This is a genomic window from Comamonas suwonensis (assembly GCF_012844455.2).
In the GTDB taxonomy this organism is placed as follows: Bacteria; Pseudomonadota; Gammaproteobacteria; order Burkholderiales; family Burkholderiaceae_C; genus Comamonas; species Comamonas suwonensis.
The window spans coordinates 119,374-141,316 of the sequence record NZ_JABBCQ020000002.1; the positions used below are offsets into that span (position 1 = coordinate 119,374).

Here is a 21,943-nt window from a genome sequence, read left to right on the forward strand (position 1 = left end):
TCAGCTTTGCGAAACCCGGACCTGATCACGGCCCGGTGAGTACAGATTGGCGACGGTCTCGCCAAACGGGCCGCTGGGGTTGCCGCCTCCCAGCTTTTGCTGCACCTTGAGCGGCAGCAGCGGGAAGACCAGCTCGGCAAAGCGATAGGCTTCTTCCAGATGCGGATAGCCCGAGAACACAAAGGTGTCGATGCCCAGATCGGCGTATTCCTTGATGCGGTCAGCCACCGTCTGCGCACTGCCCACCAGCGCCGTGCCCGCGCCGCCACGCACAAGTCCGACACCGGCCCAGAGGTTGGGACTGATCTCCAGATCCTTGCGGCTGCGCTTGCTGCCACCTGCATGCAGGGCCGCCATGCGGCGCTGGCCTTCCGAATCCATGCGCGCAAACGCAGCCTGCGCCTGCACCACGGTTTCATCCTGAACGCGGCTGATCAGGCGCTCGGCATCGGCCCATGCTTCCTCATCGGTCTCGCGCACGATGACGTGCAGGCGAATGCCGAATTGGAGTTTGCGGCCATGGCGCTCGGCCTTGGCGCGCACATCGGCAAGCTTCTTGGCGACTTCGGCCGGTGGTTCGCCCCAGGTCAGATAGGCATCGACCTGCTCTGCCGCCAGTTCATGGGCGGCTGGGGATGAGCCGCCAAAGTACACGGGGGGATACGGCTTTTGCAGCGGCGGGAACAGCAGCTTGGCACCCTTGACTTGCAGATGCTGGCCATCAAAGTCCAGCGCCCCACCTTCATGGCTGCGCGCCAGAATCTCGCGCCAGATTTTGATGAATTCTGCCGACTGCTCGTAGCGCGTGGCATGGTCGAGAAACACGCCGTCCCCCTCCAGCTCGGCCTGATCACCGCCGGTCACCAGATTGATCAGCAAGCGCCCGCCAGAGAGCCGGTCAAAGCTGGCCGCCATGCGCGCTGCCAGACTGGGCTGGTGCAGACCTGGGCGCACTGCAACCAGAAACTTCAATCGTTTGGTGACAGGCAGCAGGCTGGAAGCCACCACCCACGGGTCTTCGCAAGAGCGACCGGTGGGAATCAGTACCCCTTCGTAGCCGAGGCTGTCGGCGGCGACAGCGACCTGCTTGACATAGTCGTGGCTGAGTTGCCGTGCGCCTTCGCTGCTGCCCAGATAGCGGGCATCACCATGAGTGGGAATGAACCAGAAAACTTGCATGAAATATCTCCTCAGACCTTGGATGGCTGCCAGACGATGTCGGCGACCCGGATCTGGCGTGGAATCACGCCCAGACGAAAAAACGCATCGGCCACTCGCTGCTGATCGGCCACCATGACGGGGCTGAGCAGCGATGTGGGAGAACTGGGCCGGCGGCCTATGAAACGACTGACCACATTGGCCTCCAGCCCGCTGAAAGCGGCAACCAGCTGCACGGCTTCCTGGCGCGAGCGTTGCACCAGCTGGTCGGCCTGGGTCAGCTCCTCGAACAGTGCATGGATGAGCTGGGGTTGCTGCTCCACCAGCGCCCTAGAGGCCAGGTAAAAGGAGTTGTTGCCCGTCAGCCCTTCGCCATTGCTCAGCACCCGTGGACGGATGCTGAGTTCGGTGGCCGCGTAGTACGGGTCCCAGATGGCCCAGGCATCCACGCTCTTGCGCTCGAAGGCGGCGCGCGCATCGGCCGGAGCCAGGTACACGGGCTGAATGTCGGCCCAGGCAATGCCGGCCTTGTCGAGCGCACGCACCAGCAGATAGTGGGCGCTGGAGCCTTTTTGCAACGCAATGCGCTTGCCTTTGAGCTCGGCCAGTGTTCGCAGCGGCGAATCCGACTGCACCAGAATGGCCGAGCTTTCGGGCTTGGGCGGCTCGGCCCCCACATAGCGCAGGTCCTTGCCTGCAGCCTGGGCAAACACGGGTGGCGAATCACCGGTCAGGCCGAAGTCCAGACTGCCGACCGACAGCGCTTCCAGCAGTTGCGGCCCAGCGGGAAATTCCAGCCAGCTGATCTGGGTCTGCGGCAGGCGTTTTTCGAGCACGCCATGCTGCTTGAGCAAGACCAGGTTGACCGCTGACTTCTGGTAGCCGATGCGCAACTGGGCAGGTGCCCCGGCCAAAGGCTTGGTCTGCGCACTGGCGTAATGGTCGGCCAACACCCAGCTGAACGCCGTGGTGCCCAGCAGTTGCAAGGCCTGGCGACGGCCTCGATAAAAGCGGGGAGTAGAGGGTGAAGCACTCATGATCGGATCTCTTTCATGAATCAGCGGCTGGCCAGAAAGTCCACGGGAGCGGCATGCAGCAGGTTGAGCTTTTTGGGAATCAGCTTGAGGTCGAAGAAGGTGTCGGCAATCTTTTGCTGCTCGGCCAGAATTTCGCCGTTGACGGCCTGGGTACCGAACTCGGCGCGGCTCAGGTACAGCTCGGTCACGGTGGTGTCCAGCCCCAGAATCTGCGACAGCTCAGCGGCTGCGGCTTTCTGGTTCTTGCTGGCCCATTTGTCGATAACGGCAATCTCCTCAATTGCAATGCGCAGCACATCGGCGTTACGGCTGGCAAAGTCACGTGAGGTGAAGTAGTAGGCGCGGTTGTTGACCACGCCCTTGGCATCGGCCAGCAGGCGGGCGTCCAGCGTCTTCTGGGCAGCGGCCAGGAAGGGGTCCCAGATCACCCAGGCATCGACCGAGCCTTTTTCAAATGCCGCACGGGCATCGGCGGGTGCCAGAAAAACGGACTGCACATCGCCGTATTTGAGGCCATGCTTTTCCAGCAGCTTGACCAGAAAGTAATGAACGTTGGAGCCCTTGTTATAGGCAATGCGCTTGCCCTTGAGGTCGGCCACGCTGCGAATCGCCGAGCCCTTGGGCACAATCACGGCCTCAAGACCGGGGCGGGCCACGGTGGCACCGGCATAGACCAGCGGTGCACCGGCGGCCTGCGCAAAGATGGGCGGAGCTTCGCCCACATCCCCAAAGTCGATGGAGCCGACGTTCAGGGCCTCCAGCTGCACGGGGCCGGCATTGAATTCCACCCAGCGCACAGACACGCCCAGTGGCGTCAACCGCTTTTCCAGCGTGCCGCGATTTTTGAGGATGGAGAGCCAGCCTTTTTGGTGACCCACGCGCAGTACACGTTGTGCGCCATTGCTTGGCTGGGCTTGCAGCTGGCCCGAAGCCAGTGCCAGCACCGAGGCAGCGGTCCCCGCCAGCCACTGGCGGCGGGTGGTTTTCAAAAGCTGGGTCGAAACGCGAGAGGTGGTGAAGTTGCGATCAGTCATGAGAATTCAATCCTTGGAAGGGACAGTCCGCAGGCCTTTGGTGCTCAGACCTGTTTTGGGCACTTTTCAGGCGCAACTCGGCCTTCACAGCGCGGGGACTGCTATCAAAAACAATGGTGGAGACGTTAGGGGCGCAGGAAAGGATGGCCAGCAAAGGCCGCCTTACAGCGAAGCCACGAGGCCGTCGGCCCCGCAGGGGAAGCGGCGCAGCCGCTCAGAGGAAAGCCAGATCAAACACTACATCGCACGTCAGTAAACGCGATGTTTTCAAAGTGGTTTCCAGCCCATTGCGCGCTGCGGCGCAGGTCGGTGGTCAGCAACTGGGCGGCGTCGTCCAGTCGTTCGGCAATATCAGGTGTCAGGCCGTAGCCGCCTTCAGGCAGCAAGGGCACGCCTTGGTCGGTGGCGTAAATACCGGGCAGGATGTGGCGCGCACCCAACGACTGCAGCACGGGGCGCAAGGTATAGTCCAGCGCCAGCATGTGGTGGGGGCTGCCGCCTGTGGCCAGTGGCAAGACCAGCTTGCCTTTGAGCGCGGTCTGCGGCAGCACGTCGAGAAACACTTTGAGCAGGCCGCTATAAGCCGCTTTGTAGACCGGCGTGGCGACCACCACGGCATCGGCCTGCGCCACACGGTCTGTGATGGCGCGAATTTCGGGGTGATCAAACTGGGCGAGCAGCAGCGCTGCGGGGTCCAACTGGTTAAGCTGCAGCACGGGATCAGTGCTCAGGCCCTGCGCCTGCAAACGACTCGCCACGGCATGCAGCAAGGATGTGGAGCGCGAGGGCTGCGTGGGACTTCCGGCAATCAGCAAAATCGACATGGCTTGGCTTATCTTTGTTGGAGTGCTTTAAGAGCTGTGAACAGGGCCCGGAAAATCGGTGATTGGCGTTTCAGACGAGGCGCAAAGCCACAGGCAGTACCCAAGTACGGCAAGACTTCGCTGCACAAGATATCAAGGGTGGTGTTGAAGGCACTAAGGCTGCTGCGCCGTGCCGGGGGATGCATCCACTTCCCTGCCCCCGGCCTGGGTTTGCTGCGACTCAGGCCACAGCTTGCCGCTGGCAATCAGTGCCTCGGCCTCGTCCCACGAAGCCTCCCACGCCAGCAGGGGCTGGCGAGCATTCATCGCTCCTGCGCTCAAAAAAGACTGGCCCAGACGGCTCCAGAAATTGCTCATTACCCGCTCCTGTATTTGCTGTGATCTGGTGTGCGGCGGGCTGGCCCGCCGCGCTGTGCTTACTTCTTGGCGTAAATCTGGTCGAAGCTGCCGCCGTCGGCAAAGTGCGCCTTGTCAGCCGCAGCCCAACCGCCAAAGGCCTTGTCGATGGTGAACAACTCCAGCTTGGGGAACTGGCTGGCGAACTCGGTCGCGACCTTGGCATCGGTGGGGCGGTAGAAGTTCTTGCCGGCAATGCGCTGGGCATCTTCGGAGTACAGGTACTTCAGATAAGCCTCCGCCACGGCACGCGTGCCGCGCTTATCCACCACCTTGTCGACTACGGCCACCGAGGGCTCAGCCAGGATGGACAACGAAGGTGCAATGATCTGGAACTTCTCTGAGCCGAATTCCTTGAGCGCCAGATAGGCTTCGTTTTCCCAGGCCAGCAGCACATCGCCCAGACCGCGCTGTACAAAGGTCACGGTGGAGCCACGCGCACCGGTGTCCAGCACGGGTACGTTTTTGTAGAGCTTGGTGATGAAGTCCTTGGCCTGCGCATCACCGCCGTACTTGCGCTTGGCAAACTCCCAGGCGGCCAGATAGTTCCAGCGGGCGCCGCCCGAAGTCTTGGGGTTGGGCGTAATCACCTGCACGCCGGGCTTGACCAGGTCGTCCCAGTCCTTGATGCCTTTGGGATTGCCCTTTTTCACCAGAAACACAATGGTCGAGCTGTAAGGTGCGCTGTTGTGCGGCAGGCGCTTTTGCCAGTCGGCCTTGACGTTGCCGTTCTTGACCAATGCATCAATGTCACCGGCCAGCGCCAGCGTGGCGACATCGGCATCAATGCCGTCAATGATGGAGCGCGCCTGCTTGCCCGAGCCACCGTGCGACTGCTTGATGGTCACATCCTGGTTTTGCGTGGCCTTCCAGTGCTTGGCAAACGCCTGGTTGTAATTCACATACAGCTCACGGGTCGGGTCGTAGGACACGTTGAGCAATTGCACGCCGCTTTGTTGTGCAAAAGCAGGCAATGTGGGCAGAGCGGAGAGGGTCAAGCCAGCAATCAGACCGGCAGCCAGAGGAAACTTGATAAAGTTGCGACGATTTTTCATTGGACTGTGTTCTTGGAGTGAATGGATAACGGGCTTCTTCTCCCCCGTTGCTATGCATTTTTGATCCACAGTCTTAAAACTCAAACTACTAAGATTTCAGTTTGTTATTACTCAAACATCTGTAATCACACAAGAGGACCCTACACATGGCACGTACCATTCATTGCATCAAGCTGGATCAGGATGCAGAAGGCCTGGACTTTCCCCCTGCACCCGGCGAACTGGGCAAGCGCATTTATGAAAGCGTGAGCAAGCAGGCCTGGGCCGACTGGCTCAAGCACCAGACCATGCTGATCAATGAAAACCGCCTGAACCTGGCCGACGCCCGCGCCCGCCAGTACCTGGCCCGTCAGATGGAAAACCATTTCTTTGGCGGCGGAGCCGATGCGGCTCAGGGCTACGTGCCTCCTAGCGCTGAGTAAGCTCGCCCGACTCAGGGACAGAATCAGAGAAAAAGCCCCGTGGCATTGCCCGGGGCTTTTTTTGTGGCTGGCTGCAGCCCAAGGTGCCAGATTTTTCACCATCAGACTTCAAACCAAATCTGCCTTAACCCCATTCGCATCAACCGCGAACAGCTATCAAAATTAACTTCCCATCACCGCCGTTGCCGTCGCCAACGAAAACCAGACTTCAAATAAAACAAAGAAACAGCGCATCTAACCCCGGCAACACAGGTACTAACCCGTAAAACACCGCCATAACTGGCTAAAATCGCGCCCATCCTGCGGGAGAGCGGAGCCGGCAACGACTCCCGCCGAAGGCGCAAACTCCCATAATCGCTCAGGCAACAAGTACCGCAGGTGGGTCAGACAAGGCCCGGATATCGCCAACTGGAGAGCAGCCCGCAATCACAAGTCTGCAGGGCTCACCGAAGGGGCAAGCATGTCCACCGCGAAGGTGCACATGCGCAACTCTCAGGTAAAAGGACAGCGGGAGAGGCAAGCCAGACACTCCTGCTGATGTGAGTGGCTGGTCTATTTTCAAGTGCCGTCATGCTTCCTTCCGTCTCTTTGCTGGACTCGTTCCAGACCGCCAATTTCACCGTCATGCTGGTCATCTATCTGGTGGCCATCACGGCCGAAGCCATGTCCGGCGCCCTTGCTGCAGGCCGGCGCAACATGGATATCTTTGGCGTCGTCGTCATTGCCTTTGTCACGGCCCTTGGCGGCGGAACCATTCGCGACATGGTGCTGGGCCACTACCCGATCGGCTGGACGCAGCACCCCGAATATGTGTACCTGGTCATCAGCTTCGGCCTGCTGACCACGGTGATTGCACGCCATATGCACAGACTCAAGCAGGTGTTTTTGCTGCTGGACGCCATGGGCCTGATCGCCTTCTCGCTGATCGGCTGCAACACCGCGCTGGAGCTGGGCTACCCCACCATCGTCGTCATCATGGCAGGCATGATTACCGGCATCAGCGGCGGCATTTTGCGTGATGTGCTGTGCAACCAGGTGCCCGTCGTCTTCCGCCGCGAGCTGTATGCCAGCGTGTCCCTGGCCGTGTGCCTGATGTTCCTGGGCCTGCGCCATCTGGATGTCAGCCCCAATATCAGCACCATCGTATGTTTTGCCGGTGGTCTGGCCTTTCGCATGGCAGCCATTCGTTTTAAATGGCGCCTCCCTGTCTTCTCCTACCAGCAGCGCTGGGAATGAGATACAAGCTCCCCCTGTGGCGCTGCGCGCCTTCTCCCTCTCTTGCTACGCGGGTGAGGGACGACAGCCTCGCTGCGAGGCGGCTCTTGCTTGCTGCCCCTGATCTTTGCGCTGTGCCCGCTTTTCTGCGCCATGCATTACCCATGTAGTTTTTCTTTCCATGTCTGAACCCATCACATGGATGCCGGATGGCACTCCCTATAACGCCCGATTTGGCGACCGCTACCGCAGCGAAGATGGCGGCCTCGATCAGGCTACCCATGTCTTTCTGGGCGGCTGTGGCCTGCCTGCCGCATGGGCCGACACACCGCAATGGCGGATTCTGGAAACCGGTTTCGGCTTTGGCCTGAACTTTCTGGTTACCTGGGCGGCCTGGAAGGCAGACCCGCAGCGCACGCGGCTGCTGCACTTTGTTTCGGTTGAGGCGTTTCCCGTCTCCCGCGAAGACCTGCTGCAGTCCTTGCCTGCGGATGAGCCGCTGCGCGCACTGGGCCTGCAACTGGCCGAGCAGTGGTGGGGGCTGCTGCCAGGCGTGCACCGCCTGTCTTTTGAGGGCGGCCAAGTGCTGCTGACGCTGTATATAGGCCAGGCACAGACCATGCTGCGCAAGCAGCAGATCACGGCAGATAGCGTCTACCTCGATGGTTTTTCGCCCCAGCTCAACCCCGAGCTGTGGGATGAAGATGCCATGAAAAACATCGCCCGCCACTGCCGCCGCGGCACGCAGCTGGCGACCTGGTGCGTGGCTGGCAGCGTTCGGCAAGCCCTGAAGACACAGGGCTTTGAGGTCAAAAAAGTGCCGGGGACGCCCCCCAAGCGACACAACCTGCAGGCCAGCTACAACCCGGCGTGGGAGCCGCGCCACCGCACGGATGGGCTGCCTGCCCCCGTCAAGCAGCCCGGCCACTGCCTGGTGCTGGGTGCGGGGCTGGCCGGTGCCGCAGCAGCAGCCAGTCTCGCAAGGCGGGGCTGGCAGGTGACCGTGCTTGACAGTGCTGCGCAGCCCGCTGCCGGGGCATCGGGTCTGCCTGCAGGGCTGTTCTGCCCCCATGTCTCCTCCGATGACAGTGTTTTATCGCGCCTGTCTCGCAGCGGCGTGCGCACCACGCTACAAACTTTGCAGCAACTGAGCACAGCCCAAAAGCTGCAACCCGGCGAGGACTGGGCCCATGGCGGCGTGCTGGAGCATAACCTGAACCAGCCCGCCCACCTGCCACCGCAATGGCTGAAGACAGACAGCGCTGAACACGGCTGGGGCCTGCAGTGGAGCCAACCCGCGACCGCTCAGCACTTGCAAGCCGCCCACTTGCCTGATGACAGCCACGCCCTGTGGCACGCGCAGGCGGGCTGGGTCAGGCCTGCGCGACTGGTCCGGGCCTTGATGCAATCGCCCCTTATTCAGTGGCAGGGCAATGCCGATGCTGCCAAGCTGCAGCGCGATGAAGTCAGCGGCCAGTGGCAGGTGTTGAACCAGCAGGGCCAGAGCATTGCCCAGGCCGACATGCTGGTCGTGGCGCTGGGCCCGGCCAGCACAACACTGCTGCAAGCCAGTGGCATGAATGCTGGGCGGTGGGAGCTGCAAGCCATACGCGGGCAAGTCAGCATGGCCGACCATACGGCGCAGACGCAGGCAGCCATGCCGCCTTTTCCGGTCAACGGCCACGGCAATCTGGTGCCGGACTTCCCGGGTGACACCCCTGCCAGCCCGCACCAATGGATCATGGGCTCCACCTTCGAGCGCGACGTGACCGAGCTGCCGCCCAGCCCTGCGGACCAGCAGGCTGCACATGCCGGCAATGGCGAAAAGCTGGCCGCCCTGCTGCCCGCATGCCGGCAGGCGCTGCAATCCTTTTTTGATGCGCCGCAGCAACCCGAAAAACGGCCAGAAACATGGTCGCGCGTGCGCTGCGCCGCCTATGATCGTCTGCCTCTGACCGGACCCGCCGGTGAAGTGGCGGACGACCTGCCCGGCCTGTGGATGCTGACGGGACTGGGCTCGCGCGGGCTGACGCTTTCCATGCTCTGCGGCGAGCTGCTGGCAGCGCGCCTGCATGGGGAGCCGCTGCCGCTGGATGCCAAGCTGGCGCAATCGCTGGGCACGCAGCGACTGTGGAGTCGTGTGACGCGCGATGCGTGACCCGAAAAGCACTTGGCCAGAAACCAGTGCTCTTTTAATGCCTGAAAAGACTGAGGTTACGGCAGCGTAATCGCGTCTGCTGAGACCAGAGGCTCCAGCTTGGTGGCCAGCACCTTATCGAGCGTCTTGCCGTCCATGTCCACCACTTCAAAGCGCCAGTCTTCCCACTCAACCACGTCGGATTCACTGGGCACGCGACCCAGCAGCAGCATCACCATGCCGCTGAGCGTGTGATAGCGGCCGCGCTCCTCTTCGGGCACAGCATGCAGGTTCAGACGGTCCTTGAGCTCAGGCACGGGGATATGTCCATCCAGCAGCCAGCTGCCATCCGGACGCGACACCGCCCAGCTGGTTTCATCGTCGCGCGGCTGGAATTCACCGGTAATCGCTTCAATCAAGTCCTGCAGCGTGACAATGCCTTGCACCTCGCCGTATTCATCGATCACAAACGCCATGTGCAGATCAGAGTTGCGGAAGGTGTCCAGCAACTCCATGCCGGTGATGGTTTCCGGCACATAGAGCGCCGTTTGCAGCGGCTGATCGCCGAGCTTTTGCTCACCCTTGTGGCGCACGGTCTGTGCCAGCCACTGGCGGGCATTGAGCACGCCCACGATATTGTTCATGTCGCCACGCACCACGGGGTAGCGCGCGTGGTCGGCTTCTTCCATCCGGGTCAGATTGACATCCAGGCTGTCATCAATATCAAGAAACACCACATCGCTGCGCGGCACCATGAGCGAGCCGATCTGGCGGTCATCCAGCCGGAACACATTGCGCACCATGGTGTGCTCTTGCGACTCAATCACGCCGGCGCTGTGACCCTCGACCAAAATGGCTTGAATTTCTTCTTCGGTCACCACGCTGCCGTTGCTTTCTTTGACGCCCAGTAGCTTGAGCAGGCCGCGTGTAGAGGCCGACAGCAGCCACACAAAAGGCTTGGTGGCCAGCGCCAGAAAGTTGATGGGGCGCGAGATCAGGCGCGCCAGCGCTTCGGGGTTGGTCTGGCCCAAACGCTTGGGAACCAGCTCGCCCACCACGATAGAGAAGTAAGTGATCAGCACCACAACCAGACCGGTAGAGACGTAACCAGCTGTTTTGGCCTGCATGCCGGCGTCTATCAGCTTGAGCGCCAGCGGGCCGGCCAGAGCCGCCTCGCCCACGATACCGTTGAGCACGCCAATCGAGGTGATACCAATCTGAATGGTGGAGAGAAAACGCGTTGGGTCCTCTCCTAGTTTGATAGCGGCTACCGCGCCGCTGTCGCCCTCATCCACCATTTTTTGCATGCGGCTCTTGCGGGCGGTCACCAGCGCAATTTCCGACATGGCGAACACGCCGTTCAAACAGATGAGAGCGAAAAGTATGGCTATTTCCATAGTCAGGCACCCGCTTTCAATCCAGGCGCCTCAATCATTGAACAAGCCCCGATTCTAGGGAATCAGCGAGACTTGCTTAGAGATAAATGCAAGTGCACTGCAAGGAAATTCCCAGATATGGCGCACTTTGGCCCGAAAGCGAGCCTTTGTTTACGGCCTCACATATTCTTTTAGTTATATATGAAGGACTAAATAATCGTTTGTTTTTATATAAAGCCTCTCTACAGTTCGCTCCAACGATCACAGTGCAATGCCATTCGAGGCAAGGCATTCGCTCCACGGAAGAACTGAAGACATGTATCAATACACCGATTTCGACAAAGCGTTCGTCAAGCAACGCGCCGACCAGTTCCGTGACCAGCTGGAACGCTGGCAGGCAGGCAAGCTCCCGGAAGATGATTTCCGTCCGCTGCGTCTGCAAAACGGCTGGTATGTCCAGCGCTATGCGCCCATGCTGCGCGTGGCCGTGCCTTATGGCGAGATCAATTCCGCCCAGATTCGCGTGCTGGCCCAGGTCGCCCGTGAGTATGACGAGCCGGAAGCCGCCGTCTTTCAGGCCGCGCTGGATGGTCAGGGCAAGATGGGTACCACCTATCTGCCCAAGAACTGCGCCCACTTCACCACCCGTACCAATGTGCAGTTCAACTGGATTCCCCTGTCCAGAGCTGCCGATGTGATGGACCTGCTGGCCAGCGTCAACCTGCACGGCATTCAGACCAGCGGCAACTGCATCCGCAACACCACCACCGACGCGCTGGCGGGTATTGCCCCTGACGAAGCCATTGACCCCCGCCCCTACGCAGAAATTCTGCGCCAGTGGACCACGCTGCACCCCGAGTTCGCCTTTCTGCCGCGCAAATTCAAGATCGCCATCACCGGCGCAAAGGAAGACCGCGCCGCCACCGGCTGGCACGATGTGGGTCTGCACATGGTCAAAAACGAAGCGGGCGAAATCGGCTTCAAGGTTTTTGTCGGTGGCGGCATGGGCCGCACGCCCGTGATCGGCACCGTGATTCGTGAGTTCCTGCCCTGGAACCAGATCATGAATTACATCGAAGCCATTGTTCGCGTCTACAACGAGCTGGGTCGCCGCGACAACAAGTACAAGGCGCGCATCAAGATTCTGGTCAAGGCCGAAGGCCAGGCCTATATCGATGCGGTGGAAGAAGAATTCCGCCAGATCGTTGACGTAGACGGTGGCCCGCATACCGTTCCCCAGGCCGAATTCGACCGTGTGGCAGCCATGTTCACCACACCCGCTCTGCCCGTCGTGGCCGATGCGGCCGCCGATGAACAGGCGCTGATCGAGCAAACGGCCAAGGAGCCCGCCTTTGCCCGCTGGGTAGCGCGCAACGTGCACGCTCACAAGCTGGCAGGCCTGCGCGCCGTCACCCTGTCTTTCAAGCGCGTGGGTCAGGCCCCTGGCGATGCACAGAGCGAGCAGCTTGATGCACTGGCCCAACTGGTCGATGCCTTCTCCGCTGGCGAAGCCCGCGTGACGCATGACCAGAACGTGATGCTGCCCTGGGTACAGGTCGGCCAGCTGCATGCGCTGTGGACCGAGGCCAAGGCTCTGGGCCTGGCCAGCACCAATGTGGCCCTGCTGACCGACATGATTGCCTGCCCTGGCGGCGACTTCTGCGCACTGGCCAACGCCCGCAGCCTGCCCATTGCCGACGCCATCACCGCCCGCTATCAGGATCTGGACGAGCTGGACGATATCGGCGAGATTGACTTGCACATCAGCGGCTGCATCAACAGCTGCGGGCACCACCACAGCGGCCACATCGGCATTCTGGGCGTGGATAAGGACGGCAAGGAGTGGTACCAGGTCACGCTGGGCGGCTCTGACGGCTCCACTCTCTCGGGCAACGCCGTGGCTGGCAAGGCCATCGGCCCATCGTTCAGCGCCGCCGAGGTGCCTGACGTGATCGAAGCCGTGCTCAGCACCTACCGCGACCTGCGCCACAGCGGCGAACACTTTATTGACGCCGTGCGCCGCATTGGCATCGATCCCTTCAAGGAAGCTGGCAAGGCTGCCCGCCACCCCGCAGAAGACGAAGAAGCCGCACTGGCCTGAGCCGCGAGCAAGAACAAAAAGCCAAGAGCAAGGAATTGATGATGAAAATTCTGGCAAACCATGACTACCAGGCGCCCAGCGAAAGCACCGGCCACGTGCTGGTACTGGCCAATGATGTGAACGCACTGGACGCCAATCTCGACGGCATCACGCAAGTCGATCTGAACTTTCCCAACTTCACCGATGGCCGTGCATTCAGCCAGGCCTACCTGCTGCGCCGCCGCCTGAAGTTTGCGGGCGACATCCGCGCCACTGGCGATGTGCTGATCGACCAGCTGGTGCAGATGCAGCGCACGGGCTTCAGCTCTGCCGTGCTCCGCGCAGGCGTGGACGCCGCCGATGCCCAGCGCCAGTTTGAGCGCTTTGGCGGTTACTACCAGGCCGATGCGCTGGAGCACCACCCCCACTTTGCACAGACTTCGTCGCTGGAGGCCGCATGAGCCAGCTCGCCCCCGTCATGAATCTCGCCAGCGTCAACGCTGAGCTGGGCCACGATGCCGCTGCGCTGGTGCGCTGGGCCGTAGGTCTGGGTCAGCCCACCATCGTCACCACCAACTTCCGCCCGTTTGAAGCGGTGATTTTGCACATGGTCGCTCAGGCCCGTCCTGATGTGCCCGTGATCTGGATGGACAACGGCTACAACACCGAAGCGACCTACCAGTTTGCCGACGCAGTCACCAAGCAACTGGGCCTGAACCTGAAGATTTACCTGCCTCTGCGCAGTCGTGCCCACCGCGAAGCGGTAGAAGGGGCCACGCCAGCGCTGGATGACCCGCGCCACGCAGCCTTTACTGAAGAAGTCAAGCTGGAGCCCTTCGCCCGCGCTCTGCGTGAAACCGCTCCCAAGGTCTGGTTCACCGCCCTGCGCGCGACCGACACTGCCGTGCGCGCTGCCATGGAGCCCGTCAGCATCAACCCCGACGGCCTGATCAAAGTGGCACCGCTGCTGCACTGGTCCAGCAAGGACCTGCACGAGTACTGCCAGAAGCACGGTCTACCCAACAATTTTGACTACGTCGATCCCACCAAGGGTGAAGACAACCGCGAGTGCGGCCTGCACATTTCTCACTAACTCCCCGAGTCGCCCGCGGCTACTTCCCCCAAGGGGGCGGCAGCCTCGCGCCGGGGCGGCCCTAGCTCGCTGCCCCGTTGTTCGGGTCGCACCAGTTTTGAGAAATTGCTTTTAAAAAGATAGCTACCAGCGCTTTTCTCACAAGCGCTAAAGCACGATTTGATTGGACAAACAATGAACGCCCGAGTGGATACCTCCGTCCTGAGCCATCTCAGCAACCGCCATTTGGATGCGCTGGAAGAAGAAACCATCTTCATCCTGCGCGAAGTGGCTGCCGTGTTTGAACGCCCCACCCTGCTGTTTTCGGGCGGCAAGGATTCACTGGTCATGCTGCGCTGCGCCGAGAAGGCGTTTGGCGTGGGCCGCATTCCCTACCCGCTGTTGATGATCGACACCGGCCACAACTTCCATGAAGTGACCGATTTCCGCGACCAGCGGGCCAAGGAACTGCGTGCCGAGCTGATCGTGCGCAGCGTGGAAGACTCCATGGCGCGCGGCACCGTGCGACTGGCTCACCCCGGCGAATCGCGCAATGTGCACCAGTCGGTGACGCTGCTGGAAGCGATTGAAGAGTTCCGCTTTGACGCGCTGATCGGCGGCGCTCGCCGTGACGAAGAAAAGGCCCGCGCCAAGGAGCGCATCTTCAGCCACCGCGATAGCTTTGGTCAGTGGCAACCCAAGGATCAGCGCCCTGAGTTGTGGACGCTGTTCAACACCCGCATTGCTCAAGGCGAGCATTTTCGCGTCTTCCCCATCAGCAACTGGACGGAGCTGGACGTGTGGCAGTACATCGCCCGCGAAAACATCGCCCTGCCCAGCCTCTACTACACCCACAAGCGTGATGTGGTGGAGCGCAAGGGCCTGCTGGTGCCCGTGACCGAGCTGACCCCCCCGCGTGATGGCGAGGAAATCGTGCAGCGCGATGTGCGCTTTCGCACCGTGGGCGACATCACCTGCACCTGCCCGGTGGAAAGCACCGCCGCATCGGCCGAAGACATCGTGATTGAGACCCTGTCTGCCGAAGTCAGCGAGCGCGGCGCGACCCGCATGGATGACAAGACCAGCGAAGCGTCTATGGAAAAGCGCAAAAAGGACGGTTACTTCTAACGACATCCCCCTGAGGCGCTGACGCGCCTTCCCCCTTCTCTCGCAGCGCTTCGCTTTCCGGAAGGGGGGCGACACCCTCGGTGCGCGGCGGCGCTTCCTTGGTGTCTCTGGGTGGAACATGCCTGTTTTCGAAAGAATGTGATGACTGAAACTATTAATTCCGTAGCTGCTAGCGCTACTGCCTCAAGCACTGCAGGCCAATTTGATACTGATAACAGCAACGCGCTGCGCTTTATCACCTGCGGCTCCGTCGATGACGGCAAGAGCACGCTGATTGGCCGTCTGCTGGTCGATACCCGCGCCGTGCTGCAAGACCAGCTGGCTGGGGTCACCAAGAGCGGCGAGACCGATCTGGCGCTACTGACCGACGGTCTGGCCGCCGAGCGCGAGCAAGGCATCACCATTGACGTGGCCTACCGCTACTTCGCCACCGAGTCGCGCAAGTTCATCATTGGTGATGCGCCCGGCCACGAGCAGTACACCCGCAATATGGTGACGGCTGCATCGAGCGCCGACGCCGCCGTGGTGCTGGTCGATGCCACCAAGCTGGACTGGAAGAATGCCGATCTGGAGCTGCTGCCCCAGACCCGCCGCCACAGCCTGCTTGCCCATTTGCTGCGCGTGAACTCGCTGATCTTCGCGGTCAACAAACTCGATGCGGTGCAAGACCCGGCTCTGGCCTTCGCCCACATCAGTGCTGCGCTGCAAAAATTTACAGCCTCTGCCGATATCAAGGTCACAGCCACCGTACCCGTGTCAGCCCTCAAGGGCTTCAACGTGGTCAACACCGAAGCGGGCTGGGCGGGCTACAACGGCCCCAGCTTGCTGCAAGTGCTGGAGCAACTACCCAACACCCCTACCGACAGCGCGCAGGCGCTGGCCTTCCCCGTGCAATGGGTCGAGAAGTTCTCGTCTTCTGCCGACACCAGCCAAGGCCGCCGCGTGTTCTGGGGCCGCGTCGCCACAGGCGTGGCGCAGGTCGGTGCACAGGTGCAGGTTCTGCCCAGCGGCCAGCTGGCCACCGTGGCCCAGGTCATCGACCATGCCCGCGCGCCCAGGGAAGTGCACGCAGGCCTGTCCGCCGGCATCACATTGGACCGCGAGGTCGATGTCTCGCGTGGCGACTGGATTGTGGCAGCACCCGTGGCGCCTGCAGCCGCCGCCGAAGACGACTTTGATGCCCCGGCAGCGGTCAGCCCATGGCCCAGCACCCGCGAGATCACGGCCACCGTCGCATGGATGGACAACGAGCCTCTGGTGCCCGGCCGCATCTACTGGGCGCTGCACGGCCACCGCTGGGTCAAGGCCAAGGCACGCCGTCTGGTGCACCGCCTCAACATCAACACACTGGGCGAAGAACAAGCCCAGCAGCTCGAAGCCAACGCCATCGGCCAGGTGGAGCTGGTGTTGCAGGAAGCCATCCCCGCGGCCCCCTTCACACAGGCTCGCCAGCTGGGCGCCATGATTTTGGTGGACACGGCCAGCAACGCAACTGCTGGTGCAGTGCTGGTGCACTGAACCCGGCAAACACACCACGGCCGCACGGTGATCTGGGCTGCAAACCAGATCACCGTGCGGCCTTATCCAACCTGGCACTGGCGCCAAGCGGGAAAAAACCTAGAATCACAGGGTTTACCAATCCCACCCTACAAGAAGAATCCCAATGACTCACGTCGTTACCGAAAATTGCATCAAGTGCAAATACACCGATTGCGTGGATGTTTGTCCCGTGGACTGCTTCCGTGAAGGTCCTAACTTCCTGGTCATCGATCCCGATGAGTGCATTGACTGCGCAGTCTGCATTCCCGAATGCCCAGCGAACGCAATCTTTGCCGAAGAAGATGTGCCTGCTGATCAGCTGGCCTTCATCAAGCTGAACGTCGATCTCTCCCAGATCAAGACCTGGAAGAGCATCACCAAGCGCAAGGCTGCGCTGCCTGATGCCGACGAGTGGAATGGCAAGCCAAATAAAGTGGATTTGCTCGAGCGCTAAGCCGCTCAGGGTGCCGTCTGCGCTACGCTCGACAGCATGAGCCTGTCCAACGCAACGCCCAACGTATCCTCTTCCCCACAACCCGCCGTGGAAACCGACGCCCTCATCATTGGCGCAGGTCCGGCGGGTTTGTTTCAGGCCTTTCAGCTAGGCCTGCAGGGCATTCACGCCCATCTGATTGATGCACTGCCCCATGTCGGCGGCCAGTGCAGCCAGCTCTATGCTCACAAGCCCATCTACGACGTGCCCGGCATCCCGGTCTGTACGGGGCTAGAACTGGTGCAACTGCTGGAAAAGCAGATTGAGCCCATGAACGTGCCCCGCCACCTGGGCCAGCAGGTTCAGACCCTGCAAGCCATGGAGGACGGGCGCTGGCAAGTCTCAAGCTCTGCCGGCGCGGTCTTTCACGCCCGCACCGTCTTTGTCGCCGCAGGCGTGGGCGCTTTTGTGCCCAAGGCCTTGAAAGTTGCAGGCGTAGAGCTGCTGACAGCGGGCCAGTTGCACTATCACCCGCTGCAACTGGATATGGCAGCTGGCCACAATGTGCTGGTCTATGGCGGTGATGAAGAAGCGGTTAACGCCGCCATCAGCTGTGCTGCAACTGCCGCTAAGACCCAGCTCATGCACCGCCGCGACAGCTTCAATGCCGAGCCTGCGCAGCTGGCTCAGCTTCAGCAGCTGCGCGAATCCGGTGCCATTGAGGTGCTGATTGGTCAGATCACCGACATTCAACAAGAAAGCGGCCAGCTCAACGCCGTGCAATGGATGGATGGTGAGGGCAATGAACAGCCTCTTGCCATCAAGCAATTGCTAATTTTTCAGGGTATCTCCCCCAAGCTAGGCCCAGTGACGGACTGGGGACTGGCACTGGAGCGCAAGCAACTGCTGGTAGACCCTGCCACGCTGGCCACCAGCGCCCAAGGCATTTATGCCATTGGCGACATCGTCAGCTACCCGGGCAAGAAACGATTGATTCTCTGCGCCTTCCATGAAGCCACCATGGCCGCATTTGCCGCTGCCGAGTACCTGCAAGGCAGCAAGCCGCTGCTGGAATACACGACCACCAGCGCCCGTCTGCACGCCATTCTGGGCGTCGCTCACTAAATATCCGGCCCATCTCTGCCTGCGCGCCGCAGGCATAAAAAAACCGCTACCCCATCTGCATGGGATAGCGGTGTCAATCACGACGGGGCTATCTGACCCCACCGCGCGCACTTCGTTGAGACCCGTCAACACCTCTTTTGAGGCTCAACCGTCGGTTGAGCGGGTGGGTGCCAGCGCTCTTATTCAAATCAATGGCCGTGAGCAGGCTTGGCTTGAATGACCGGCACTTCCTTGCCTTCCTTATCAAACACCTTGCCACCTTCAACACGGTCACCATCAGCCAGAGCTTCCAGCACATGCTGGCTCAAAACACGACCATAGCCCGCTTCAAACACGGAAGGCTGATCGGAGTTGCCTTGCTTGAAGTGGTTGTAGACCAGGTTCAGAGTCACAGCAACCAGCGCTGTTGCGCTGATACCGGAGTGGAAAATCGTCGCAAACCAGTCAGGGAACTGGTCGTAGAACTTGGGAGCCACCACAGGCAGCAGGCCTGCACTCACCGAAGTGGCAACAATAATCAGATTCATATTGTTGTTGTACTCCACCTTGGCCAGAGTACGGATGCCACTGGCAGCCACGGTGCCGAACAGCACCAGGCCCGCGCCGCCCAGCACAGAGGGAGGCACGCAAGCCACGATACGACCCATGACGGGCAGCACGCCAAACACGATCAGGATCAGACCGGAGAACGCCACCACAAAGCGGCTCTTGACACCAGTCACAGCAACCAGACCCACGTTTTGGGCAAATGCACTTTGTGTGAAGCCGCCGAAGATAGGCGCAACGATGCTGGAGAGCATGTCAGCGCGCAAACCATCACCCAGGCGGCGACCGTCCACAGGGCTGTCCACGATTTCGCCTACGGCCAGAACGTCTGCCGAGGTCTCCACCAGGATCACCAGAATCACGATGAACATGGAGATGGTGGCTGCCATATCAAAGGTAGGCCAGCCAAAGTGCAGCGGTGTGGGCACGGCAAAGATGGGGCCGCTGAGGACTTGCGAGAAATCAGCCTTACCGACGAACACGGCAGTCACCGTCCCCACCACAATCGCCATCAGAATGGACAGGCGCGACAGCATGGCATTGCCCAGCTTGCTGAACAGCAGAACCATGAACAGGGAAAGGCCAGCCAGACCGATGTTGCCCATGCTACCGTAATCAGCAGACTTGGCATTGCCGCCCATGGCCCAGTGCGCAGCCACAGGCATCAGCGACATGCCAATAACCGTAATCACGCAGCCATTGACCAATGGCGGGAAGAATTTGGTAATGCGCGAGAAAACCGGTGCAATGATCAAGCCCAGTACCGAGGCATACATGACAGCCCCCAGCACGCCTTGCATACCGCCACCGGTATGCAAAATGCTGACCATGGTGGCAACGCCCGCGAACGAGACGCCTTGCACCAGAGGCAAACGGCAACCAAAGAAAGGCAGGCCCAAGGTCTGCAACAGCGTTGCAACCCCGCCCATGAACAGGCAAGCAGTCACCAGCAGACCGGCATCGGCCGCGGACATGCCGGCAGCTTCAGCAACAATCAAAGGCACAGCCACAATGCCGCCATACATCGTCAACACATGTTGCAGGCCATACATGAGGTTGGCTGCGAAGCCCAAGTTCTCATCCTCGGGCCGCTGGGCACCCGAACTCTGGGGCGCTCCGGTCTGATCGCTCATCTCTGTCTCCTAATTTGTCCAACGTACTAAGGCTCTGGAGGCCTTTTGCTCTATTTATTCGATTTACAACACACTCAAACGCTGCGATTTTTTGATGCGCAGCCTCGTGACTTGTGTCGCTGCCTGTCGCTCTTCTATGCGAGAACGATCTGGCGCATGCGAAGAGCAAACAACTCTTTCATTCACCTAAGCTAGTCCATCAATCTCCTTCGATTGCGCAATGTCCGTCAGGCGGACTATTCCATTACGCAATCAAAGCCATACCCAACAGGGCATGAGTTGAGAATGTACGTCGACAGAATGCAAAAATTGTCTACAGTTTTGTATACAAAGTGCTGACCATAACCTTTCCAAAGTGGAAAAACGAACTAAATACTTACATTTTTGCTCTCGCTAAGCCTGACTAAAGCAGCCCCAGCAGCCCAAAAGTGGCGCGTGAAACGAAGCGTCAAGGCGAAGGCAAAGAGAAATCAATCATCCTCAGCCTGGGCAATGCCGGGGAACAGCACATCCGTAAAGCCGAATTGACTGAAGTCCCGCATCCGCATGGGGTAGAGCTTGCCCCAAAGGTGATCGCACTCGTGCTGAACCACTCGCGCATGAAAGCCCTCCACCGTCCGATCTATGGGGTCACCATAGATATCAAAGCCGGTATAACGCACAGTATTCCAGCGTGGCACCATGCCTCGCATCCCTGGCACAGAAAGGCAACCCTCCCAATCCAGCAACTCCTGCTGACCTACAGGCGTGATGACAGGGTTGATCAACACCGTGATCGGCACGATAGGTGCGTCGGGATAACGAGGATTGGGTTGCCCCGAACCAAACACCACGACTTGCAGATCGACACCAATCTGAGGAGCAGCCAAACCAGCTCCGTTGGCAGCATGCATGGTGTCCAACAAGTCCTTAAGAAGCAGGTGCAAAGCATCCGTATCAAATTCAGTCACAGGCTTGGCAACCTGCAGCAGGCGGGAGTCACCCATTTTTAAAATTGTTTGAACTGTCATATAAGTACCATGCGCGGCAGCCTTTGAGCCACCGCTTTTGCGCTCCATACCCTCAAAGCAAAGAGCTACATTGCTGTAGCGAACATTCAAAAGCATAGCGCCAGCCCCGCACAGCATCTCCGACCTAGCCATTGATGAGCTCAAACGTAAAGAATTTGGTGAAATTCTGGCGAACTTCCTGCGAGCCTGTTTTTCCGTCCTATAATCTGGGTCTTCTTCCTCAATAGCTCAGTTGGTAGAGCGCCGGACTGTTAATCCGTAGGTCCCTGGTTCGAGCCCAGGTTGAGGAGCCAAGAATTCCAATGCCTTGATCATTTCAAAGCATTAGCCAACATTTTCCTCAATAGCTCAGTTGGTAGAGCGCCGGACTGTTAATCCGTAGGTCCCTGGTTCGAGCCCAGGTTGAGGAGCCAAAATTTAATTGCCTTGCAATCGCTCAAGGCAGGTCTTAAAGACATCTTCCTTAATAGCTCAGTTGGTAGAGCGCCGGACTGTTAATCCGTAGGTCCCTGGTTCGAGCCCAGGTTGAGGAGCCACCATAAAAAGCCTGTATGTTCACGCATACAGGCTTTTCTTTTTTGCCACCCTCAAGCAGCGCGAACCACGCCACTGACCGGCGCTGCATCTACTGCAACGGCCTTTTGCACTGCACGTGTCGGATAGGCATAGTGATGCGGCACCGCAGGAGCATGTTGGTCACCCTGCTCCCAGGCGTGCAGCTCTTCTTCAAGCCGCGTCGCTCGTTCGGCATACATCTGCGCAGATGACTGGTAATGCTCTGCCGCAATCGTGTGCTCCAGCATGGCCATGCGCGCCTCCTGCAGGTAGGCACGTGTACGGCGGATATAGCGCGGCTCGGAGCGCCCAAAGCCAAAAATCTTGCCGAAAAACATGTCGACCTCCTTTACTAATGATCAAGTGCGTCTATCGCACTCATTCATCAAGCAACACTGCCAGCGTAATGAGTCCAGGTTCTAGCAACTGTCCCACTCCAAGAGTTCCCCCCGTAGGATAGCTACCCGCCCACACAACCCCAAGCAAAGCACCGATATGCCTCAGAATTCTGCATCAGCACCATATAAAGCATGTAGGTTTACACCCACGCACTTTTGTAACACTTCAATTCATGCAAAATGCCTGCGCAATTGCGAAAGCATCCGCTACGCCTCCGCAGAATCCAGGCCATCAAATGCAGCCTACGCTTGATCTTGCAACGAACCTCC

At 59.9% G+C, this 21,943-nt stretch carries 20 protein-coding genes, 3 tRNA genes and 2 riboswitches; of the genes, 13 read left to right on the forward strand and 10 right to left on the reverse strand.

Going from position 1 to position 21,943, the window contains the following annotated elements:
- The 6 genes from ssuD to HF327_RS02710 form a co-directional block, all read right to left on the reverse strand.
- Positions 1 to 1,179, reverse strand: a complete 1,179-nt coding sequence (gene ssuD / locus HF327_RS02685; protein WP_169106784.1) for an FMNH2-dependent alkanesulfonate monooxygenase — start codon at positions 1,177 to 1,179, stop codon at positions 1 to 3.
- A gap of 11 nt (positions 1,180 to 1,190) precedes the next feature.
- Positions 1,191 to 2,195 carry an aliphatic sulfonate ABC transporter substrate-binding protein gene (locus HF327_RS02690; RefSeq protein ID WP_169106785.1) on the reverse strand — a complete coding sequence of 335 codons (1,005 nt, stop codon included), beginning with the start codon at positions 2,193 to 2,195 and terminating at the stop codon, positions 1,191 to 1,193.
- 20 nt (positions 2,196 to 2,215) lie between these two features.
- Entirely contained in the window at positions 2,216 to 3,229 is a 1,014-nt protein-coding gene (locus tag HF327_RS02695; RefSeq protein ID WP_169106786.1) for a sulfonate ABC transporter substrate-binding protein, read from the reverse strand.
- Between the two features lie 230 nt (positions 3,230 to 3,459).
- A complete protein-coding gene (ssuE, locus tag HF327_RS02700; protein ID WP_169106787.1) occupies positions 3,460 to 4,053 on the reverse strand; it encodes an NADPH-dependent FMN reductase in 594 nt (197 codons plus the stop codon).
- A 153-nt stretch (positions 4,054 to 4,206) separates the two neighbouring features.
- Entirely contained in the window at positions 4,207 to 4,410 is a 204-nt protein-coding gene (locus tag HF327_RS21930) for a hypothetical protein (RefSeq protein WP_236024025.1), read from the reverse strand.
- Positions 4,411 to 4,469: 59 nt separating this feature from the next.
- Positions 4,470 to 5,504 (reverse strand): sulfate ABC transporter substrate-binding protein, encoded by a 1,035-nt coding sequence (locus tag HF327_RS02710; RefSeq protein WP_169106788.1) that lies wholly within the window; start codon positions 5,502 to 5,504, stop codon positions 4,470 to 4,472.
- Positions 5,505 to 5,650: 146 nt separating this feature from the next.
- Here HF327_RS02710 and HF327_RS02715 point away from each other — a divergent pair, with 146 nt between their 5' ends.
- The 3 genes from HF327_RS02715 (at position 5,651) to mnmC (ending at position 9,299) form a co-directional block, all read left to right on the forward strand.
- A complete protein-coding gene (locus HF327_RS02715) occupies positions 5,651 to 5,926 on the forward strand; it encodes an oxidative damage protection protein (protein WP_169106789.1) in 276 nt (91 codons plus the stop codon).
- Between the two features lie 293 nt (positions 5,927 to 6,219).
- Positions 6,220 to 6,311: riboswitch (glycine riboswitch) on the forward strand.
- A gap of 13 nt (positions 6,312 to 6,324) precedes the next feature.
- A riboswitch (glycine riboswitch) is annotated at positions 6,325 to 6,444 on the forward strand.
- A gap of 52 nt (positions 6,445 to 6,496) precedes the next feature.
- Complete coding sequence (locus HF327_RS02720; protein ID WP_099736432.1) at positions 6,497 to 7,162, forward strand: trimeric intracellular cation channel family protein; 666 nt, start codon at positions 6,497 to 6,499, stop codon at positions 7,160 to 7,162.
- A 181-nt stretch (positions 7,163 to 7,343) separates the two neighbouring features.
- On the forward strand, positions 7,344 to 9,299 hold the full coding sequence (mnmC, locus tag HF327_RS02725; RefSeq protein ID WP_169106976.1) for an FAD-dependent 5-carboxymethylaminomethyl-2-thiouridine(34) oxidoreductase MnmC: 1,956 nt from the start codon (positions 7,344 to 7,346) through the stop codon (positions 9,297 to 9,299).
- A 56-nt stretch (positions 9,300 to 9,355) separates the two neighbouring features.
- Here mnmC and HF327_RS02730 read toward each other — a convergent pair whose 3' ends face one another.
- Positions 9,356 to 10,675, reverse strand: coding sequence for a hemolysin family protein (locus HF327_RS02730; RefSeq protein WP_169106790.1), 1,320 nt, complete (start codon positions 10,673 to 10,675; stop codon positions 9,356 to 9,358).
- A 295-nt stretch (positions 10,676 to 10,970) separates the two neighbouring features.
- Between HF327_RS02730 and HF327_RS02735 the strand changes: the two genes are divergently transcribed.
- The 7 genes from HF327_RS02735 to HF327_RS02765 all read left to right on the forward strand — a co-directional run bounded on the left by HF327_RS02735 (position 10,971) and on the right by HF327_RS02765 (position 18,031).
- Positions 10,971 to 12,755, forward strand: a complete 1,785-nt coding sequence (locus HF327_RS02735; protein WP_169106791.1) for a nitrite/sulfite reductase — start codon at positions 10,971 to 10,973, stop codon at positions 12,753 to 12,755.
- 41 nt (positions 12,756 to 12,796) lie between these two features.
- Positions 12,797 to 13,195 carry a DUF934 domain-containing protein gene (locus tag HF327_RS02740; RefSeq protein ID WP_169106792.1) on the forward strand — a complete coding sequence of 133 codons (399 nt, stop codon included), beginning with the start codon at positions 12,797 to 12,799 and terminating at the stop codon, positions 13,193 to 13,195.
- Complete coding sequence (locus HF327_RS02745; protein WP_169106793.1) at positions 13,192 to 13,827, forward strand: phosphoadenosine phosphosulfate reductase domain-containing protein; 636 nt, start codon at positions 13,192 to 13,194, stop codon at positions 13,825 to 13,827. Before HF327_RS02740 ends, HF327_RS02745 begins: the two co-directional genes overlap by 4 nt.
- A gap of 174 nt (positions 13,828 to 14,001) precedes the next feature.
- A complete protein-coding gene (cysD, locus tag HF327_RS02750; RefSeq protein WP_169106794.1) occupies positions 14,002 to 14,934 on the forward strand; it encodes a sulfate adenylyltransferase subunit CysD in 933 nt (310 codons plus the stop codon).
- A gap of 141 nt (positions 14,935 to 15,075) precedes the next feature.
- The gene (locus HF327_RS02755) at positions 15,076 to 16,452 is read left to right on the forward strand and encodes a sulfate adenylyltransferase subunit 1 (protein ID WP_169106795.1); all 1,377 of its coding nucleotides are present in this window, start codon (positions 15,076 to 15,078) and stop codon (positions 16,450 to 16,452) included.
- A gap of 145 nt (positions 16,453 to 16,597) precedes the next feature.
- Positions 16,598 to 16,927 carry a ferredoxin FdxA gene (fdxA, locus tag HF327_RS02760; protein WP_099736426.1) on the forward strand — a complete coding sequence of 110 codons (330 nt, stop codon included), beginning with the start codon at positions 16,598 to 16,600 and terminating at the stop codon, positions 16,925 to 16,927.
- A 36-nt stretch (positions 16,928 to 16,963) separates the two neighbouring features.
- Positions 16,964 to 18,031, forward strand: coding sequence for an NAD(P)/FAD-dependent oxidoreductase (locus tag HF327_RS02765; protein WP_169106796.1), 1,068 nt, complete (start codon positions 16,964 to 16,966; stop codon positions 18,029 to 18,031).
- 188 nt (positions 18,032 to 18,219) lie between these two features.
- Here the strand turns inward: HF327_RS02765 and HF327_RS02770 are convergent, their stop codons facing one another.
- Both HF327_RS02770 and def read right to left on the reverse strand, forming a co-directional pair.
- The gene (locus tag HF327_RS02770; RefSeq protein ID WP_169106797.1) at positions 18,220 to 19,710 is read right to left on the reverse strand and encodes a nucleobase:cation symporter-2 family protein; all 1,491 of its coding nucleotides are present in this window, start codon (positions 19,708 to 19,710) and stop codon (positions 18,220 to 18,222) included.
- 470 nt (positions 19,711 to 20,180) lie between these two features.
- Positions 20,181 to 20,720, reverse strand: a complete 540-nt coding sequence (def, locus tag HF327_RS02775; RefSeq protein ID WP_169106977.1) for a peptide deformylase — start codon at positions 20,718 to 20,720, stop codon at positions 20,181 to 20,183.
- Positions 20,721 to 20,937: 217 nt separating this feature from the next.
- On the opposite strand from def, the gene HF327_RS02780 reads away from it, so the two are divergent.
- The 3 genes from HF327_RS02780 (at position 20,938) to HF327_RS02790 (ending at position 21,256) form a co-directional block, all read left to right on the forward strand.
- A tRNA-Asn gene (locus HF327_RS02780) sits at positions 20,938 to 21,013 on the forward strand.
- A 44-nt stretch (positions 21,014 to 21,057) separates the two neighbouring features.
- Positions 21,058 to 21,133, forward strand: a tRNA-Asn gene (locus HF327_RS02785).
- Between the two features lie 47 nt (positions 21,134 to 21,180).
- Positions 21,181 to 21,256, forward strand: a tRNA-Asn gene (locus HF327_RS02790).
- A gap of 51 nt (positions 21,257 to 21,307) precedes the next feature.
- Here HF327_RS02790 and HF327_RS02795 read toward each other — a convergent pair.
- Complete coding sequence (locus HF327_RS02795; RefSeq protein WP_169106798.1) at positions 21,308 to 21,613, reverse strand: hypothetical protein; 306 nt, start codon at positions 21,611 to 21,613, stop codon at positions 21,308 to 21,310.
- Positions 21,614 to 21,943: the final 330 nt, after the last annotated feature.

Bases quoted from the DNA above. Each gene is read 5' to 3' on its own strand.
- ssuD (WP_169106784.1), bottom strand. From the start codon at position 1,179: ATGCAAGTTTTCTGGTTCATTCCCACTCATGGTGATGCCCGCTATCTG.
- HF327_RS02690 (WP_169106785.1), bottom strand. From the start codon at position 2,195: ATGAGTGCTTCACCCTCTACTCCCCGCTTTTATCGAGGCCGTCGCCAG.
- HF327_RS02695 (WP_169106786.1), bottom strand. From the start codon at position 3,229: ATGACTGATCGCAACTTCACCACCTCTCGCGTTTCGACCCAGCTTTTG.
- ssuE (WP_169106787.1), bottom strand. From the start codon at position 4,053: ATGTCGATTTTGCTGATTGCCGGAAGTCCCACGCAGCCCTCGCGCTCC.
- HF327_RS21930 (WP_236024025.1), bottom strand. From the start codon at position 4,410: ATGAGCAATTTCTGGAGCCGTCTGGGCCAGTCTTTTTTGAGCGCAGGA.
- HF327_RS02710 (WP_169106788.1), bottom strand. From the start codon at position 5,504: ATGAAAAATCGTCGCAACTTTATCAAGTTTCCTCTGGCTGCCGGTCTG.
- HF327_RS02715 (WP_169106789.1), top strand. From the start codon at position 5,651: ATGGCACGTACCATTCATTGCATCAAGCTGGATCAGGATGCAGAAGGC.
- HF327_RS02720 (WP_099736432.1), top strand. From the start codon at position 6,497: ATGCTTCCTTCCGTCTCTTTGCTGGACTCGTTCCAGACCGCCAATTTC.
- mnmC (WP_169106976.1), top strand. From the start codon at position 7,344: ATGCCGGATGGCACTCCCTATAACGCCCGATTTGGCGACCGCTACCGC.
- HF327_RS02730 (WP_169106790.1), bottom strand. From the start codon at position 10,675: ATGGAAATAGCCATACTTTTCGCTCTCATCTGTTTGAACGGCGTGTTC.
- HF327_RS02735 (WP_169106791.1), top strand. From the start codon at position 10,971: ATGTATCAATACACCGATTTCGACAAAGCGTTCGTCAAGCAACGCGCC.
- HF327_RS02740 (WP_169106792.1), top strand. From the start codon at position 12,797: ATGAAAATTCTGGCAAACCATGACTACCAGGCGCCCAGCGAAAGCACC.
- HF327_RS02745 (WP_169106793.1), top strand. From the start codon at position 13,192: ATGAGCCAGCTCGCCCCCGTCATGAATCTCGCCAGCGTCAACGCTGAG.
- cysD (WP_169106794.1), top strand. From the start codon at position 14,002: ATGAACGCCCGAGTGGATACCTCCGTCCTGAGCCATCTCAGCAACCGC.
- HF327_RS02755 (WP_169106795.1), top strand. From the start codon at position 15,076: ATGACTGAAACTATTAATTCCGTAGCTGCTAGCGCTACTGCCTCAAGC.
- fdxA (WP_099736426.1), top strand. From the start codon at position 16,598: ATGACTCACGTCGTTACCGAAAATTGCATCAAGTGCAAATACACCGAT.
- HF327_RS02765 (WP_169106796.1), top strand. From the start codon at position 16,964: ATGAGCCTGTCCAACGCAACGCCCAACGTATCCTCTTCCCCACAACCC.
- HF327_RS02770 (WP_169106797.1), bottom strand. From the start codon at position 19,710: ATGAGCGATCAGACCGGAGCGCCCCAGAGTTCGGGTGCCCAGCGGCCC.
- def (WP_169106977.1), bottom strand. From the start codon at position 20,720: ATGACAGTTCAAACAATTTTAAAAATGGGTGACTCCCGCCTGCTGCAG.
- HF327_RS02795 (WP_169106798.1), bottom strand. From the start codon at position 21,613: ATGTTTTTCGGCAAGATTTTTGGCTTTGGGCGCTCCGAGCCGCGCTAT.